The 17,108-nt window shown below is 68.4% G+C and carries 12 protein-coding genes and 1 pseudogene; 2 read left to right on the top strand and 11 right to left on the bottom strand.

Going from position 1 to position 17,108, the window contains the following annotated elements:
- Positions 1-85: 85 nt before the first annotated feature.
- The 11 genes and pseudogenes from ACRWK7_RS27400 to ACRWK7_RS27350 all read right to left on the bottom strand — a co-directional run.
- A pseudogene (locus ACRWK7_RS27400) lies at positions 86-283 on the bottom strand (IS66 family transposase); the annotation flags it as partial.
- A 144-nt stretch (positions 284-427) separates the two neighbouring features.
- On the bottom strand, positions 428-3,502 hold the full coding sequence (locus ACRWK7_RS27395; RefSeq protein WP_431859730.1) for a multidrug efflux RND transporter permease subunit: 3,075 nt from the start codon (positions 3,500-3,502) through the stop codon (positions 428-430).
- Positions 3,503-3,512: 10 nt separating this feature from the next.
- The gene (locus ACRWK7_RS27390; protein WP_431859732.1) at positions 3,513-4,742 is read right to left on the bottom strand and encodes an efflux RND transporter periplasmic adaptor subunit; all 1,230 of its coding nucleotides are present in this window, start codon (positions 4,740-4,742) and stop codon (positions 3,513-3,515) included.
- Positions 4,743-5,307: 565 nt separating this feature from the next.
- A complete protein-coding gene (locus ACRWK7_RS27385) occupies positions 5,308-5,718 on the bottom strand; it encodes a c-type cytochrome (protein ID WP_431859729.1) in 411 nt (136 codons plus the stop codon).
- Positions 5,719-5,876: 158 nt separating this feature from the next.
- Positions 5,877-6,872, bottom strand: coding sequence for an FAD:protein FMN transferase (locus ACRWK7_RS27380; protein ID WP_431859728.1), 996 nt, complete (start codon positions 6,870-6,872; stop codon positions 5,877-5,879).
- On the bottom strand, positions 6,869-7,444 hold the full coding sequence (locus ACRWK7_RS27375; protein ID WP_431859726.1) for a nitrous oxide reductase accessory protein NosL: 576 nt from the start codon (positions 7,442-7,444) through the stop codon (positions 6,869-6,871). The genes ACRWK7_RS27380 and ACRWK7_RS27375 overlap by 4 nt, the downstream gene beginning before the upstream one ends.
- Positions 7,444-8,274: an ABC transporter permease subunit gene (locus ACRWK7_RS27370; protein ID WP_431859724.1), complete on the bottom strand. Its 831-nt coding sequence runs from the start codon at positions 8,272-8,274 to the stop codon at positions 7,444-7,446. Before ACRWK7_RS27370 ends, ACRWK7_RS27375 begins: the two co-directional genes overlap by 1 nt.
- Positions 8,271-9,212: an ABC transporter ATP-binding protein gene (locus ACRWK7_RS27365; RefSeq protein ID WP_431859722.1), complete on the bottom strand. Its 942-nt coding sequence runs from the start codon at positions 9,210-9,212 to the stop codon at positions 8,271-8,273. The genes ACRWK7_RS27370 and ACRWK7_RS27365 overlap by 4 nt, the downstream gene beginning before the upstream one ends.
- The gene (locus tag ACRWK7_RS27360) at positions 9,209-10,597 is read right to left on the bottom strand and encodes a nitrous oxide reductase family maturation protein NosD (protein ID WP_431859720.1); all 1,389 of its coding nucleotides are present in this window, start codon (positions 10,595-10,597) and stop codon (positions 9,209-9,211) included. Before ACRWK7_RS27360 ends, ACRWK7_RS27365 begins: the two co-directional genes overlap by 4 nt.
- A gap of 76 nt (positions 10,598-10,673) precedes the next feature.
- Entirely contained in the window at positions 10,674-12,620 is a 1,947-nt protein-coding gene (gene nosZ / locus ACRWK7_RS27355) for a TAT-dependent nitrous-oxide reductase (protein ID WP_431859718.1), read from the bottom strand.
- 76 nt (positions 12,621-12,696) lie between these two features.
- Positions 12,697-14,868, bottom strand: a complete 2,172-nt coding sequence (locus ACRWK7_RS27350; RefSeq protein ID WP_431859717.1) for a 4Fe-4S binding protein — start codon at positions 14,866-14,868, stop codon at positions 12,697-12,699.
- Between the two features lie 286 nt (positions 14,869-15,154).
- Between ACRWK7_RS27350 and ACRWK7_RS27345 the strand changes: the two genes are divergently transcribed.
- Complete coding sequence (locus ACRWK7_RS27345; RefSeq protein WP_431859715.1) at positions 15,155-16,045, top strand: ferritin family protein; 891 nt, start codon at positions 15,155-15,157, stop codon at positions 16,043-16,045.
- A 42-nt stretch (positions 16,046-16,087) separates the two neighbouring features.
- Complete coding sequence (locus ACRWK7_RS27340; RefSeq protein ID WP_431859713.1) at positions 16,088-16,831, top strand: cyclic nucleotide-binding domain-containing protein; 744 nt, start codon at positions 16,088-16,090, stop codon at positions 16,829-16,831.
- Positions 16,832-17,108: the final 277 nt, after the last annotated feature.

Below are 17,108 nucleotides of genomic sequence, written 5' to 3'. Positions count from 1 at the left end.
TGGACGCAAAGGCGAGCCGTGCCGCCTCGGTTCCAAGGATCAACTTTCAATGTTTCCAGACACTTGAAGAAGAGGGGCACAATGAACGCACCATTGCAATGCCCCTTAGCGCCCGTTCGGCGGCATTGTTCGTCAGGCAGACCCGGCCGTCGCGCAGGAAGCGGGTGAAGCCCTCCCAACGGGTCAGCAGGTAGTCCATCGCCTTGGCCACGGGGGCGTGCTTCGACATCCCGGCCCGGGCCGCCCGCATCCAGCCCTCCAAGGCATCAACCAAGGGCTTGGACTGAGGTGGTCCCCGTTTCCCGGACAGTTGGATAAGCTTGGTTTGCCCGACGGAAAGGACGGTGAATGACGCAGCCCATTTATCGCGCGAGCCGCCGCAACGTCTGCCACGACGGCTTTCGCAACCACCGGAACCTGGAGTCCTTCAGGTCAATTCAGCGAGTTCCGCGGCGCGGACGGACCGGGTTGCGGCGCGATGGTCCTTGGCGAGCACCGTGTAGACCGCCGGCAGCACGAACAGCGTGAACAGGGTGCCGATCAGCATGCCGGCCACGATGACCAGACCGATGGAGAAGCGGCTCGCCGCCCCGGCCCCCGCCGCCGTCAGGAGCGGCACGAGGCCCACCACCATCGCCGCCGTGGTCATCAGGATGGGGCGCAGACGGACGCGCGCCGCGTGCTCAATGGCGGTGCGGCGGTCCACCCCCTCGTTGATCTGCATCTCGCGGGCGAACTCGACCAGCAGGATGCCGTGCTTGCTGATCAGGCCAATCAGGGTAACGAGGCCGACCTGGGTGTAGATGTTCATGGTCGACAGGCCGAAGAACAGCGGCAGCAGCGCGCCGCAGATGGACATCGGCACGGAGACCAAGATCACCAGCGGGTCGCGCAGCGATTCGAACTGCGCCGCCAGCACCAGGTAGATGACGATCAGCGCGAAGACGAAGGTCACCATCAGCTGGTTGCCTTCCGTCACGTACTGCCGCGATTCCGACAGGTAGGCGTGGTTGAAGCCGGCCGGCAGCTGGGTGCGCGCCTGCTCCTCCAGGAAGGACACCGCTTGCCCGATGGTGACGCCCGGCATCGGCACCGCCGAGAAGGTGGCCGAGGGGAGCTGGTTGTACTTGTTCAGTGCGTTCGGTTCGGTCGCCGTCTCGATGGACACGACGGTGGACAGCGGGACCTGCGCGCCGGTGCCGGTGGCGACGTAGAACGTGCTCAAGTCCTCCGGGGTCAGGCGCTGTGACCGCGGCACCTGGGGGATGACCTCGTACGAGCGGCCGTTCAGGTTGAAGCGGTTGACGTAGTTGCCGCCGGCCAGCACCGCCAGCGTGTCGCCGATGGCCTGCATGGACAGGCCGAGGTCGGCCGCCTTGGAGCGGTCGATCTTCAGCCGGACCACCGGGCTGTCGTACTGCAGGTCGCTGTCGGTGACGATGAACATGCCGCTCTTCGTCGCCGCGTCCTTGATGCGTTCGATGGCGTCGAAGATCGTGCGGTAGTCGGTAGTGCTGGAGATCACCATCTGCACCGGCAGGCCGCCGGTCGATCCGGGGAGGGCCGGCGGCGACACCAGGAAGACATTGATGCCGGTGACCTTGCTCAGCTCCGCCTGGGCCAGCGGCTGCAACTCCTTGGCCGAGCGAGCACGCTCGCCCCACGGCTTCAGGATCATGCCGGCGAAGCCCTGGTTCAGCGTCGGCATGCCGGTCAGCACGAAGCGGGTGTCGGTCTCCGGGAACGACTTGAAGGTGTCGTCGATCTGCTTCCCAAAGCTGTCGATGTAGTCGAGGTTGGCGTACTGCGGCGCCTTGGAGATGCCGAACAGGATGCCCTGGTCCTCCTCCGGCGCCAGCTCCGCCATGGTGTTGGCGAACAGGTAGCCGACGCTCAGCAGGATGCCGGCCGCGAACAGCAGCGTCGCGGCGCGGTAGTCCAGCATGCCGTCGAGACGGCGGACGTACCAGCCGGCCAAGCGGTCGAAGCTGCGGTCGAGGAAGGCGGCGAAGCGCCCCTGGTGGCCGGTGTCGGTCAGGATGACCGAGCACATCATCGGCGACAGGGTCAGCGCCACGATGCCGGACACGATCACCGACCCGGCGAGGGTGAAGGCGAACTCGCGGAACAGGGCGCCGGTCAGGCCGCCCAGGAAGCCGATGGGGGCGTAGACGGCGGCCAGGGTGATGGTCATGGAGATCACCGGGCCGACGATCTCGCGCGCGCCGATGATGGCCGCCGCGACGGGCGACTTCCCCTCCTCCAGGTGCCGGTGGACGTTCTCCACCACCACGATGGCGTCGTCGACGACGAGGCCGATGGCCAGCACCATCGCCAGCAGCGTCAGCAGGTTCAGCGAGAACCCCATCGCCAGCATGAAGGTGCAGGCGCCGACGATGGACAGCGGGATCGTCACCACCGGGATCAGCACCGAGCGGATCGATCCCAGGAACAGGAAGATCACCACGATGACGATGGCGACCGCCTCCAGCAGCGTCTTCACCACCTCGTCGATGGAGGACTGGATGAAGCGCGTGCTGTCGTAGACGATCTCCATCTGCATGCCGGGCGGCAGGTTGCGCCGCAGCTCCGGCTCCATCTTGCGGATGTCGGCGACGATGTTCAGCGGGTTGCCGGTGGGGGTGGCGTCCACGCCGATGAAGATGGCCTGTTGGCCGTTCATCGAGACGCTGGCGTTGAAGCTCTGTGCGCCCAGTTCGACGGTGGCGACGTCGCGCATGCGGACCAGCGCGCCATCCTTGGCCTTCACCACCATGTCGCGGAACTGCTCGACATCGGTCAGGCCGGTGTTGGCGGTGACGTTGGTGACGACGAACACGCCCTTGGTCTGGCCGGGGGCCGACTGGTAGTTGTTCGCCGCGATGGCCGCCGACACATCCTTGGGCGAGATACCGCGCGCGGCCATCCGCACCGGGTCCAGCCACAGCCGCATGGCGAAGGTCTGGCCGCCCAGGATCTGCGCCCGCGCGACACCCTCGACGGTCGACAGGTTCGGCTGGATGACGCGGGTCAGATAGTCGGAGATCGCCGCCCCGGACAGCTCCGGACTGGAGAAGCCCATGTAGAGGATCGAGGTCGTCTCGCCGGTCGATTTCAGGATGACCGGATCGTTGGCCTCGCGTGGGAGCTGGTACTTCACCTGCTGCACCTTCGCCATCACGTCGGTCATCGCGACGTTGGGGTCGAAGTTCAGCCGGATGTAGGCGGTCACGACGCTCTGCCCCTGGGTCGAGGACGAGGTCAGGTAGTCGATGCCCTCCGCCGTCGCCACGGCCTGCTCGATCGGCGTGGCGATGAAGCCCTGCATCAGGTCGGGCGAGGCGCCGGGGTACGAGGTGGTGACGGTGATGACCGTGTTCTGCAGCTGCGGGTATTGCCGGATCGGCATTTCCAGCAGAGCCCGCAGCCCGACCAGCAGGATCAGCAGGCTGACCACCACGGCCAGGATCGGCCGGCGGATGAAGATGTCGGTGAAGGTCATGGCGCCGGCCTCAATTCCGCGGCAGGGTTTGCGGCAGGATCAGCGGGTTGCCCTCCGCCGGGACCACGGCCGCGCCGTTGGCCAGCTTGAGCTGGCCCGACACCACCACGCGGTCGCCGGGGGTCAGCCCGCTGCGGATCTCGACCCGGTTCGGCAGGCGGTCGCCGACCTTGACCGGCACGCGCTGGACCACCAGCCGGTCCGTGCCGTCCTCCGCCTTCTCGTTCTTCGCGACGAACACGCTGTCGCCGTAGACGGTGTAGTCCACCGCGGTCTCCGGCACGGTCAGGGTGTCGGGCTGCGGCGGCAGCACGACGCGCACGTTGGCGAACATGCCCGGCCGCAGCAGGCGCTCGCGGTTGTCCAGCGTCGCCTGCACCTTGATGGCGCGGGTGTCGGCGCTGATCTGCGGCTCGACGGTGCCGATCGTCGCCTCGAAGTCGCGACCGGGGAAGGCGTCGGCGTTGATCAGCACCCTCTGCCCGACCGACAGCCGCGGCAGCGTCTGCTCCGGCAACGTGAAGTTGACGTACAGTGTTGACAGGTCGGTCAGCGTCACGATGGTGGCGCCCGGATTGACGTAGTCGCCGACGTTGATCTGCCGGATGCCCAGCTCGCCGTCGAAGGGCGCCTTGATCAGCTTCTGGCCGATCAGCGCCTGGCTGCGCTTCTGGTTCGCGGTGATCTCGTCGAGTTGGGCCTGGTACTGGTCGACGCTGCTCTGCGGTGTCGCCTGGCTGCGGCGCAGGTCGCGGGCGCGTTCCAGGTTCAGCTCGGCCAGACGGGCCTGGGCGCGCTGCGCCAGCAGGTCGGCTTGCTCGATGGCGTCGTTCAGCTGCACCAGCGGGTCGCCGGCCTTCACGCGGGCGCCGGATTCGAACGTGATCTGGGTGACGCGGCCGGCGACCTCCGGGGCAACGGTCACCTGACGGGATGCGGCCAGTGTGCCGATGGCCGTCAGGTACTTGGGGATCGACTGCACCGTCGCTTCCGCCAGCGCCACCGGGGTGGGCGGCGGCTTGTTGTTGGCGAAGAAGTCGGAAATCGCCTTGGCCCGGAAAGTGTTGAAGCCATAGAGCGCACCGCCGAGCAGCGCCAGGATCAGCGCGGTGACGATCAGGCGGACGATCAGCCCGCGCCGGCTGACCGGGCGGCGTGCCACCGGTGCTGCCGCCCCGTGATCCTGGGCGGCCGCCGGGTGTCCGGACGACGTCTCGGTCTTGGGATTGTTGTCCAGCATCACGGTCGGCTGCTCCGGTGTTTGTCCGCGGTCGCGTCAGGTCAGGAATATGGATTGAATGGCATATGGGGGAGGTGTGCGCCAGCTTAGATTGTTCCCGAACACGCCCCTCCCGACCGGTTCCAGCGACGCTGGAGAGGAGAAACATAAGGGCATCGCGGCAACCTTCGACCACGTTCCCGATGATGCGGTCTGCGCCGGCCTGCTTGATGCTGTGATCCGCACGTGAAGGATCGGAAAAAGGAGGGCGGTGTCCAGTGGCGCCGGCATGTCAAATCACGCCGGCTCGGGCCCACGCGGCCCCGTCCGGACGCCGCGTTATCGATTCGTTCCTCCACGCCGTCGCTCGGCGCGAGGGGAGAGCGGAGCCCGCGAGGGCCACTTCGCCGCCATGCCCGCCACCGCCAAAGGGCGCTGGCGCATCGAACGCGATTACCAGAAACTCAACCAGACGTTACGCAATTGCCTCAACCGCCGTGACACAGTCGTGGCTCAGGCTTGCCCGGCATTTTGTCCTGCGCTTCCAGACCGGCGTCCGCATCGGACGCCGGTCCAGGGGGGCGGCCTACTTCTGTTCGCTCAGGTAGGCGATCAGGTTGGCGGCCGCGGTGTCCGGATCCGCCTTGTACTTGGCGGCATTCGCCAACCCGGCGAAGGACATGGTGGTTCCCGGCACGACCTCCTTTGGAGCCTTGATGAAGGCCGCCACGTTCTCCGGGGTCCAGGTGAAGCCGGAGGCGCTCTTCTCCTGCATCGGCTTGGAGTACTTGAAGCCGTCGATCGAGCCGGCCTTGCGGCCGACGACGCCGTTCAGCGACGGACCGACCTTGTTCTTGCCGGCCTCGACGGTGTGGCAGGCCATGCACTCCTTGAACACGTCCTTGCCGGCGGCGGCGTCACCGGCGGCAAAGGCGCCGGTTGCCGACAGGGTCATTCCCAGGGCCAGCGAGGCTCCGATCAGCAGAGTCCGATTCATTCCCAATAGGTTCCTTCCAAAGGCGCCGCTGTCGTCGGCGCGGGTGTGACGTGCGCGGGCGTCCAGGACCACCGCGCACGCGTGACCGTGCCCCGGAATGGAGCACGTTCCGAACCGAACTGTGCTCTTTCGGGCACGGCCGGCGTTTTCGCTGCGAGCTACGCGCGGAGCGTCAGGACACCGCCGTCACGCTGGGTCATGCGGGCCAGGATACTCCGCTCCCCGCTCAGGATGCTTTCCGCTTGGTCGGCGGAGACGACGGACAACGCGGTGGACAGCGCATCCGCCGTCGTGGCGTTTGCCGCCTGGACGGTGACGGACAGCCACGTGTCGGCGCTGCGCCCGCTGGCCGGGTCGAACAGATGGGTGAATCGCCCGGCCGCGTCGAACCGCGTGCCGTAGCCGCCGGAGGTCGAGACCGCCGCGTCGCTGACCTCCAGCGTCGCGGTGGTGCGGGACTCGTCGAGCGGGTCGCGCAGGCCGACGGTCCATGGCCTGCCCGACGGGTGCACGCCCAGCGCCCGCATCTCGCCGAGGTCGACCAGGACGCGGTCCATGCCCTCCTCCCGCAGTCGCTCCGCCACGCGGTCGGCGATGTAGCCCTGGGCGATGCCGTTCAGCGTCACCGCCATGCCGCGCCGGCCGAACGCGATGCGCGCGGGCTCGACACGGAGGCCGCGGTAATCGACGAGGGCGCGGGCGGCCGAGACCGCCGCGGCGGGCGGTCCGGCCGGATCGGCCCCGCGACGGGCGAAATGGCCGGCGTACAGCTGCCAGAGCGGCTGCACCGTCACGTCGAACGCCCCGCCGGTGCGGCGGCCGAAGGCGACGGCCTCGGCCAGCAGCCGCACCAGATCGGCCGGCGGCGCGTCCAGGACGCCGTTCCGGTTCAGGCGCGACAGCGCCGAGTCCCGGCGGTACAGGCTGAACACCCGCTCCAGCCGCGCCACCTCGTCGAGGCACAGCCGGATCAGACGTTCCGCCTCGGCCTTGTCGGGGTGCGCGAGCTGGATGCACGCGTCCGCCCCCAGCGCCACGCCGGTCCACGTCCGAACGGGCGTTTCCGTGGCCCACGACCGGGCCGGCAGCGCCGACAGGCCGGCCACGGCGGCGCCGATGGCGAGCACGCGCCGGCGGGACACCGCGCCCGTCATGGCGTCACTCCATGCGTGGCGTGCGTGGTAGCGCCGGCGGCGGGCGGCGGCGGCTCGGCAGGCGGAATGTCCAGGGTCAGGATCTCCTCGTCGGTGACCTCGGCGAAGCGCTTCACCCGGCCGCCGACGGTGGCGGCGAAGGCGCGGGCGGCGGCTTCGCTGGCGAAGGGGAGCGGCTCCGACGCGCCCATGCCGCCCTGAGCACCGCTGTCCAGCACGTACCAGGCCTGGCGCGCCTCGACCCAGGCGTCGAGATTGGGGTTCCGTGGGTCGGCCGCGCCGGTCAGGTCGGTGACGTAGATGGCGCGGATCTCCTTTGGCTCCTCCGGCAGCATGGTGAACGCGAAGGTGTCGCGCACGGAGGAGAGCCAGATCGGGCGCGGCGTGTCCGCGACGATCACCTGCCCCTTGGGTCCGGGGTGGTCGTTCAACTGCATGCCGCAATAGCGCCCGACGGCGTCGGCGGTGATGGCGGCGGGCGGCGGAACCGCCTCGGCGCGTTCCTGCTTGCACGCGGCGAGCGGCAGCAGGAGGCTGGCGGCCAGCAGCGTGGCCTTCAGGGAGGGACGCATCAGATCTGCCTTCTTGAAAAGACAACGGCGGCCAGAGCCAGCGGTGCGACGCCCCAGGCGGCGAGCACCACGAGCAGCGTGGCGGGGGAGAACCGGGCGTGGGCGGCCAAGCCGGCCGTGCCGGCAAACTGGCTGACGCCGGCGAAGCCGGTCAGGTTGAACAGCCGGTAGGCGTCGGCCGGGTTGGCGAGCAGCAGCCAGTTCAGCAGTTCGCCGTTCAGCGTCCGGCCACCGTCGGCGACGAGCAGGCCCAGCAGTCCCATGTCGTACAGCAGCACGAAGCCGAGCCAGACGGCCACCGCGATGCCGGCAGCCGTGCCGCGGTCCCGCACCAGCGTCGAGGCGAGATAGCCGAGCGCGGTGAAGGCGGTGCCCAGGAGGACGCTCGATCCGATCAGGGCGGCGAACGCGTGCCAGCTCTCGGCCCCGATCTCGGCGTTGCCCATCGACAGCGCCACGCCCGCGGCCCCGTAGCCGAGCACGGTGGCGAAGGCGATGATCGCCGCGTGCCCCAGGAATTTCCCGATCAGCACCTGCCAGCGCGCCACCGGATAGGAGAGCAGCAGCATCATGGTGCCGCGGTCGATCTCCCCGACCACGGCGTCGAAGGACAGCAGCAGCGCGATCAGCGGCAGCAGGAAGATGGTCAGGCTGGACAGGCTGACGATGGTGACCTCCATCGGGCCGACGCCGACCGTGCCGGTCGGCGCAGCCCCTAGGAAGCTCAGCGTCAAGGCCAGCGCCGCCATCAGCAGCGTGGTGGCGACGACCCAGCGGTTGCGCAGGCCGTCGCGGATCTCCTTGGCGGCGATGGTCAGAAGCGTGGTCATTCCGCAGCCTCCCGGCGCAGGAAGTGGGCGTACATCTCGTCCAGGCTGGGCTGGACGATCTCGATGTCGGTGACCGGCAGCCCGTCGCCGGAGACGCGGCGCAGCAGGGCCACCTTCTCGTCGTTGGCGCAGGCCAGTTCCACGACACCGCCGGCGAGGCGGGTCAGCGCCGCTCCCTGTCCGACCCGCTCGGCCAGCGGGCCGATGTCCGCGGTCGGCAGCGTCAGGCGGATGCGCACGGGCAGCTGCGCCAGCGTCCGCAGCGTGGCGAGCGTGCCGTCGGCGACCTTGCGCCCACGGTTCATCACCACCACGCGGTCGGCCTGCCCCTCCAGCTCGGTCAGCGCGTGGCTGCACAGCAGGACGGTGGTCCCGGCGTCGCGCAGGCTCGCGACGATCCCGTAGAAGCTCTGGCGCAGCGCCGGGTCGAGGCCGGTGGTCGGCTCGTCGAGGAACAGCACCTTCGGCCCGCCCAGCAGCGCCTGCGCCAGGGCGAGGCGCTGCCGCATCCCCTTGGAATAGGTGCCGACCCGCCGCCGAACGGCGGCCGGCTCCAGCCCCACGCGCTCGAACAGGGCGTCGTTGCCGGCGCGCGGCACGCCCTTCAGGCGGGCGTAGAAGTCCAGCGTCTCGCGGCCGGTCATGCTGGGATGGAAAGCGACGTTCTCCGGCAGGAAGCCGACCTGACGGCGGATGTGCGAGGCGGCGGCGCTGGCCGGGTCGCCGCCGAGCACGCGGACGCGGCCGGCGGTGGGCGTGGTCAGGCCCAGCATCAGCTTGATCAGCGAGCTCTTGCCGGCGCCGTTGTGGCCGACCATCGCCACGCACTCGCCGGCGGCAAGGTCGAGATCCACCTCGCGCACCGCGAAGGCGTCGCCGTAGCGTTTGGAGACGCCGTCGACGCGGATGGTCGGATCGCCGGCCATGGGGGTGGTCATTGCGGCTTCCTTTCCGCCAGTTGCGCCGTGCCCGGGGCAGCCGGCGGGTTCATGAGTGGTGCGCTGTCGATGACGCCGCCGGGATGCAGGGCCGGGAACTGCTTCTGCGCCCAGCGGATCACCTGGACGCCGGGGCTGTTGAGCAGCAGCTTGGCGGCCGGGTAGGCCCACATGACCCGGTCCACGACGTCGTTCGGCCGGTAGGCTTCGTCGGCGATGCCGTCGCCGTTCAGGTCGAAGGCGGCGTTGTCCGACCAGTAGTTGCCGCGCCCCTTGTCCGACCAGTCGAGGCGGCGGGTGCCGACGTACTTCACCTGCGTGCGGTTGCCGATGAAGGCGTTGCCGGAGATGACGTTGCGCTCGGAGCCGGCGGTGAAGTGCACGCCGATCTCGCAGCCCTCGAACCGGTTGCCGGTCAGGCGGTTCTTGTTGGCGTTGTAGATGAACACGCACTTCCAGGTGCCGGAGCGCAGGCCGCCGGTCGGCGTCTCGGTATCGCGGGGAATGTCCTTGTCGGCCACCGCCTCGCCGTCGGCGCGCTGGGCCCCGCGCTGGGCGTCATCGAAGCGCCCGGCGATGGTGTTGCCCTCGATCGTGGAGCTGTTGGCGTAGTTGAGCAGCAGCCCGTGATCCCGGTCGCCCTGCGAGCGGTTGTTCCGGATGACCAGATTGTTCGAGAACATGATGGCGTAACCAACGTCGTTGCCGACGGAGACGTTGTCCGACACCTCGGAGTCGTTCGTGTACATGTAGTGGACGGCGAAGCGCACCTGCTCGAACCGGTTGCCGGAGAAGACGTTGTTCTTCGAGGTCGTGGTGAAGATGCCGTCGCGCCCCTGCCGGATCGTGTTGCCGAGCACCTTGGTCCCCGGCGCGTTCCACAGCTGGATGCCGTTGCCGCGCTCCGGCACCCGCAGGTCGCTGCGGCCGACCACGTCGTTGCGGTGGACCAGCACGTTGTTGCCGCCCCATACGTAGATGCCGATCAGGTTGTCGCGCAGCCGGTTGTCCTCGATGACGGCGCGGTGCGCCTCCTTGCCCACGAAGATGCCGGAGTTCTGCTCGTGGAGGCTCAGCCCGGAGTTGCGCACCTCCACGCCCCGCACGGTCACGTCGCTGGCGGTGATGGTCAGAACGTTGCCGGTCCCGCGCCCGTCGACCACGGCGCCCGGCTGGCCCTGCAGGGTGACGGGAACGCGGACCGTCACCGGGCCGGAATGCGTTCCCGGGGCGAGGACGAGGGTGTCGCCGGGCGCGGCGCCTGCGAGCGCCGCCGCGAGATCTCCCGGCGCCACGGTCACCGTGGCCGAGCGGACCGGTCCGGCGGCCAGGGTCGCCAGGGCCAGGATGGCCGTGGCCAGGATCAGCGCGAAGCGGTGGAACATGGACTGGACCTGCTGCCTTGCGGAGTGCCGCCCCTCCCCCGCACCGCGGAACGGCGGGGGGAGGGGCGGGCGCGGCTTACGTGTTGCGCGGCTCGACGATCATGCGGCCGCCCATCTCCATATGCAGGGCGTGGCAGAACCACTGGCAGTAGTACCAGTGCACGCCCGGACGCTCGGCGACGAAGGTGACCGACGAGGTCTGCTGCGGACCGATCTCCATGGCGATGCCGTGGTTGGTCAGCGTGAAGCCGTGCGTCAGGTCGTCCACATCGTCCATGTTGGTGACGTAGATGGTCACCTCGTCGCCCTGCTTGACCGTGAATTCCTCCAGGCCGTAGGCGGGGGCGCGCTGCCACATGTAGACGCGGACCTTGTTGCCGTCGCGGATGACCTTGGCGTCGTCCTCCAGCACCACGCCGTCCTTCTTCGCCTGCTGCCGCGCGTCCTCCCACATCGGGTCGTTGCGGTCGAACACGCTGCGCGGGTTCACCTTGGAGTTATGAACGATCAGGGTGTCGTGCGGCTCGGCGTAGGTCGGGCCGTCGTGCACCAGCTTCATCTCGTCGCCGGAGATGTCGATGAGCTGGTCGTTCTCCGGCTTCGACGGACCGACGTTGAGGAAGCGGTCCTTGGAGAACTTGTTCAGCACCATCAGCCACTTGCCGTCGGCCTCCTTGGTCTGGCCCATGGAGGAGTGCAGGTGGCCGGGCTGGTAGTGGACGTCGAGCTTCTGGACGATCGGGTCGACCTTCTCGCCCTTGTAGGCGCGGACCGCCTTGTCGATGTTCCACTTCACCACCTGGCTGTCGAGGAACAGCGTGGTGTAGGCGTTGCCGCGCCCGTCGTAGGCGGTGTGCAGCGGGCCGAGGCCCACCGTCGGCTCGGCCACGATCACGTCGCGCGGCTTGATCTTGTCGTTGAACAGGTCGTCGAGCCGGCGGACGTCCATGACCGACACCGTGGGCGACAGCTTGCCGTTGGCGGTGACATGGATGCCGTCGGGCGCGGCGTTGATGCCGTGCGGGCTGTTGGGGATCGGGATGTAGCGGGTGAAGGCCGAGCCGTGGCGGCCGTCCACCACCGGCACGCCGTTCATCATCGTGGCCTTGCCGGCCTTCACGGCCTCCTCGATCCGCTTGAGGTTGAAGACGACGATCCAGTCCTGTTCGTTGCCCGTCATCTCGGCGGCGGTGACGCCGCCTTCCGAGTTGTAGCAGGTCGAGAAGGCGTACTTGCCCTGGTAGTCGGCCTCGGTGTTGTCGAGGTTGCCGTCCACCCACACCTGCCAGGCCACCTTCATGGTGTCGCCGTCGATGGCGGTGAAGTGCGTGCGGTAGTTCTTCGGATCGGTGTTCTTGCCGTCGTTCGGCATCGGCACGATCTGCTCGGCGTTGGCGAAGACGTAGCCGGTGCGTGGGTACTTCTGGAGCCGCAGGCCGTGGATGGCCGAGACGTTCGGGATCTCGATCACCTTGTCGGTCTTCATGATGTCGCAGCGGATGCGGGCGACGCGGGTGTTGGCCTTGTCGTTCACGAACAGGTAGCGGCCGTCGTAGGTGCCGTCGGTGAACGACATGTGCGGGTGGTGCAGGTCGCCGTTCAGCCAGTTGCCGCCCTTGTTCTCGAGGAACTTCCGGGTTTCGGCGGACAGGTTCTCGGTGAGGATCTTGCGGCTCTCGTTGGTCTGGCCCCAGCCACTCGCGCTGCACCGGTTGAACACCGGAATGCGGTGCAGTTCACGCATGCTGGGAAGGCCGAGGATGCGCACCTCGCCCGACTGCCCGCCGGAATGGAAGACGTAGTACTCGTCGAGGTCGCCCGGCTTCACCTCGTACTTCTGCTTGCCCGGCGCCGGCGTCGCCGCCCGCGCCGTCGATGCGCCGAACAGCGCGTCGCCGGCGATGCCGCCCGCCGCGCCGCCGCCCACCGCGCCGGCAACGCCGGCGAGCGCCGCGGCCTTGGCCGTTCCACCCAGAAGCTCGCGGCGGTTCACGCTCGCCGGCTTGACCTTCTCATTCGACATGCTCTGCTCCTTCGATGTCCCCCGTTGCGGGGATTTCATGGACCCGGGCGGGTCATGCTCCTTCCGGCCGGGCGGGTCAGGCCACGGTGGCTGGATCGGTTTCCGGCGTGGCGGTGCGAGGCTTGACCTCGGCCGTTGGGCCGGTGGACGGGTGGGCGTCCCGGCGCTCCCGCTTCAGGCGCTTCTGGACCATCACCGGGCACTTCCGGTCGTGGTGGTAGAGCACCTGGCAGTGGAGGCACTGGATGCACTCGTTGGGATTGATGTGCCCGTCGGGATGGATGGCCTGGATCGGGCACTCGTTGGCGCAGCGCCGGCAGGGGCTGCCGCACTCCTTGTAGCGCTTCAGCCAGTCGAACATGCGCAGCCGCCCGGGAATGGCGAGCGCGGCCCCGAGCGGGCAGAGGTAGCGGCAGAAGAAGCGCTCGATGAACAGTCCGGCGGCGAGAAGCGCCATGGCGAACAGGACGAACCACCACTCCCGCAGGAAATGCAGGATGATCGCGGTCTTGAACGGCTCCACCTCGGACGCCCGCTCGGCCACCGCCAGCGAGTACAGGGACAGCCCGAACAGCACGAGGAAAATCATGTACTTGATCGGCCACAGGCGCTGGTGCAGGCCGAAGGGCACGATGATCTGGCGGACGCCGAGCGCCTTGGCGCCCTTGCTGGCCAACTCCTGCAGCGCGCCGAACGGGCACAGCCAGCCGCAGAAGGCGCCGCGCCCCCAGAACAGCAGCGACGCGGCGACCGAGAACCACAGGATGAACACCAGCGGGTCCATCAGGAAGTAGTCCCAGCTGAAGCCGGTGCGCAGCGAGTTGGCGAAGGTCAGGACGTTGACCACCGAGAGCTGGGCGTTCATGGCCCAGCCGAGCCAGACCAGCGTGAACAGCAGGAAGCCAAAGCGCACGCGGGTGTAGAGCTTCTCCCGCTCGACCAGCTGGTCCTGGAAGAAGAAGATGCCGGTCAGCAGGGCGATGGCGGCCATGACGACGGCGATGTCGGGCAACCGGTTTTCCCAGATGCGCTGCCACAGCGGCGTTTCGGCCGGGTCCGGCGCCGCTTCGTCCACCGCCGCCGTCGCCACCGTTGCCGGTTCCGGGCGGACCGCCGGGTTGGCGGCCGGCGCCTCGGTCTTCAGGTACTTCTCCGGCGGCTGGTAGCCGAGCTCGAAGGTGACGAACGCCTTGTCCAGCGCGGCGACCGCCCGTTGCACAAGGAGCTGGATCCGCCACGGCGCGGCCGGGTCGAACTCCGTGCCTTCGGGCAGGACGAACAGGCCGACCTCGGCGAAGTCGGGGGCGCCGGCCGCGGCGAACGCCGCCAAACGCTTGTGGGTGCGGTCGCGGAAGCGGGTCGAGACCTCCCCCTGGATCAGTTCGAAGCGGTCGAAGATGCCGCCCCGCACATAGCCCGACCCCTTGAAGGAGTAGCGGCCCGCTCCGGCCAGCAGGATGGCGTGCTGGCCGGGCTTAAGGCGGCCCGCCAATGCCTCGTATTCGACGTCGCCCAGCAGCGAGCGCCCGACGGCCGGAATGCTGGCGAGGGCGGCGTAGAGATCGATGAAGGTGTCGTCGGGCGCCCCGGGCTCCGGGCGCTCCTTGGCCTCCGTCCTGCCGGTGCGCTCGAAGGCGTCGTTGACTTGGCCCACCGTCAGGTGCAGCCGGCGCACCGAACCGTCGCCCAGCAGCGTCTCCCAGTCGCTGACGCCGGTCTTGGACAGATCGAGGCTGCGGTGTGCCGCGGCGGACGGCGCCTGGGCCGCCGCGGGCGCGCCCAACGCCTGCATCACCTTCCGGCCGGAGCGGATGATGGAATCGCCGATGACCATTACGGTCACCGTCGCGCCCGACACGATGTCCACCGGCGGGCGGTCCGCGCTCTGGGAGGTCAGCTCCAGGACGTTCTTGCCGACGTAACCGTCGATGAAGGCGCTGATGCGCGCCAGCGGGATTCCGACCAGCACGATGGGTTCGTGGTGCTCGACCAGCTTGGCGCCCGTCACCGTGCCGTCCGGCGTCAGGCCCACCAGCACGTGGATCGGTCGGCCCGAGTAGCCGGTGGTGTTGACGAAGTCGGAGGTGAGGAACGCATGCCCCAGCAGCGTGTCGCCCTTGTAGACCGGCACGACGGCGGGCGTTGCCTGGGCCGGCCCGAAGCGGTCGGCTCCGGCGAACAGATCCGCCGGCCGCACCTTGCCCAGGTACTGCGCCAGCTTCGGCTCCGCCGCATCCGCGTGCACCATTCCGGCAAGCATCAGAAGCCCGGCCAAAATAACACGCATCAACCGCCAATCAAAAAACAGCATTGTCCTCGTCCGATTTTGCTTGATAATTATCAAACTGGACGTCAACATGGTTCTTGTCGTAGACGCCTCATGTTGGCGCCGGCAATTAAGCGCTTTTTACCGGTTGACGACTTGACCTGGGTCAAGAGGACGTCTTGCTGCGCGCGATATGATTGAACGTTACGGCAACGTATCGATATTATGTCCGCGTTTTACTGAAGACTGACGCTGAGGCCCGAACGCCATGCCGCTGTTGCACCACGAGCCCACCGGCACGGTGAGGACCCTGGAAGATCTTCTGGGGATCGCGACGGCCATGGAGCGGGATGCGGTTCGCCGCTACACGCTGCTGGCCGGCCTCATGGAACGGCGGGGCGAATACGATACGGCGGCCACCTTCCGCCGGCTCGTGGCGGAGGAGGAGGGCCACGTCGAAGCCGTGGACGGCTGGGCGCGGACACTGGGGCTGCGGGCCTCGGACGGGCCCGAGGCCGAGGCGCTCCTGCCGCCGGAGATTGCCGCATCATGGCGGGCGCTGAGCGAGCGGACGCGTCTGACGCCGCACCAGGCCCTGTCCCTGGCCGTGCTCAACGAGCAGCGGGCCTTCGCGTTCTACAGCTACATCGCCGCCGCGAGCACGGACGACGCCATCCGCCTCCGCGCCGAGGAACTGGCGCACGAGGAACTCCGCCACGCCGCTCTGCTGCGGCACGACCGGCGTGCGGCGTACCACCGCGAACGCCGCGACGCCAAGGAGGGACCGGCGCGTGCCGAAACGCCGGCGGAGTTGGAGCGGCTCGTGACGACCCTCTTCTCGGCTGGGGCGGCGGAGCACGCGGCGTTGGCGGCGGCTTTGCACGCGCTCGGCGACGCTTCCAGCGCGGCCCTGGTGGCCCGCATCGCCGAGGACGAGCGCCGTTTCGCCGAGCCTCGGCCCGGTGGTCCGGCGCAGCATCCGACCGCGTCCGACTGCTTGCGGGCGGCGTTCCGCGTGTCGGAGCGTCTGGCGGAAGCGTTCGGCGACGTCGCCGAACACACGACGGACGAGGAGGTGCTCATCCGCGCCCAGCACCTCCAGGAGTTGGTCATCGGCCATTTGACCGAGCTGGCGGAGCGGATCGAAACGCTCGCGTGAGCCGCCGTCTTACAAAAGGCCAGAGCCCAAAAGGTCAAAGCAATGCGTCATCAGGATCTGGCGATTGTCCGATCACTGCCATACTTCACGTCCTACACGGACCAACAGCTGGACGCCCTGACCAGGGGTGGCCTGATACAGCGTTACTCCCGTGACACGGTGCTGTTCGAGCAAGGCGAGCGGCCCGAATTCCTGTACGTGCTGACCAAGGGCTCGGTGCTGCTTTCCGGCAGCACGGAACCGAAGCGGGAGGCGGTGATCGAAGTGCTCACGCCGATGGATATCTTTGTCCTCGCGGCGGTCCTGACGGACACCCCGTACCTGATGTCCGCGAAGCTGCTGGAGCCGTCCTGCCTCCTTCTGATTCCGGCCCGCAACCTGCGCGAACAGATCACGAAGGAACCGCTGTTGGCCGTGACGATGCTGGAGTCGCTGTCCGTCCAGTGCCGACGCATGGTTCGTCAGGTCAAGGACCTCAAGCTTCGCACCTCGAAACAGCGCTTGGCCGCGTACCTGCTGACCTTGGCGGCACCGATGGTCGACGGCACGACCGTGGAGTTGCCGATGCCCAAGAGCCTCTTGGCCAGCCGGCTGGGAATGACGCCCGAGAACCTGTCGCGCGCCCTTGCCTCGCTCAGCGAGCAGCAGGTTCGCGTCGACGGTCGCGCCGTCACCATCGGATCCATCGAGCGCTTGCGCGATTACTGTCTCCCGGATGCGCTCATCGATGAAATCGAAAGGGCGCCGTTGACCGGCTGTCCGCCGGACGAACTGCCGACGTCCTGATACTGCAGCCGATCCTTATCGGTTCGAGTTTACGGCGTTTCCAATGGGAGCGGCGCACGCGACGGGCTCGGATGGCGGTGGATCTCCGGTACGGTCAGGGCGGAACAGCCATCAGGCGAGCGCGCGCAGTTCGGCCAGCTTGGCGTTGGCCAGGGGGATGCCCTCCTCGGTGGCCCTGACGCGGCGGGCGTACCGGCGGTCGCCGGGCATGCGCTCCTGACCCGCGGCGCGCACCCGGCCGGTCAGGGTTTGGACGCGCTCGGCGAAGGCGGCGTTG

Source organism: Azospirillum sp., from assembly GCF_050789165.1.
Note: the sequence above shows the minus strand (reverse complement) of the source record. Positions and strands in the feature narration are given on the sequence as shown.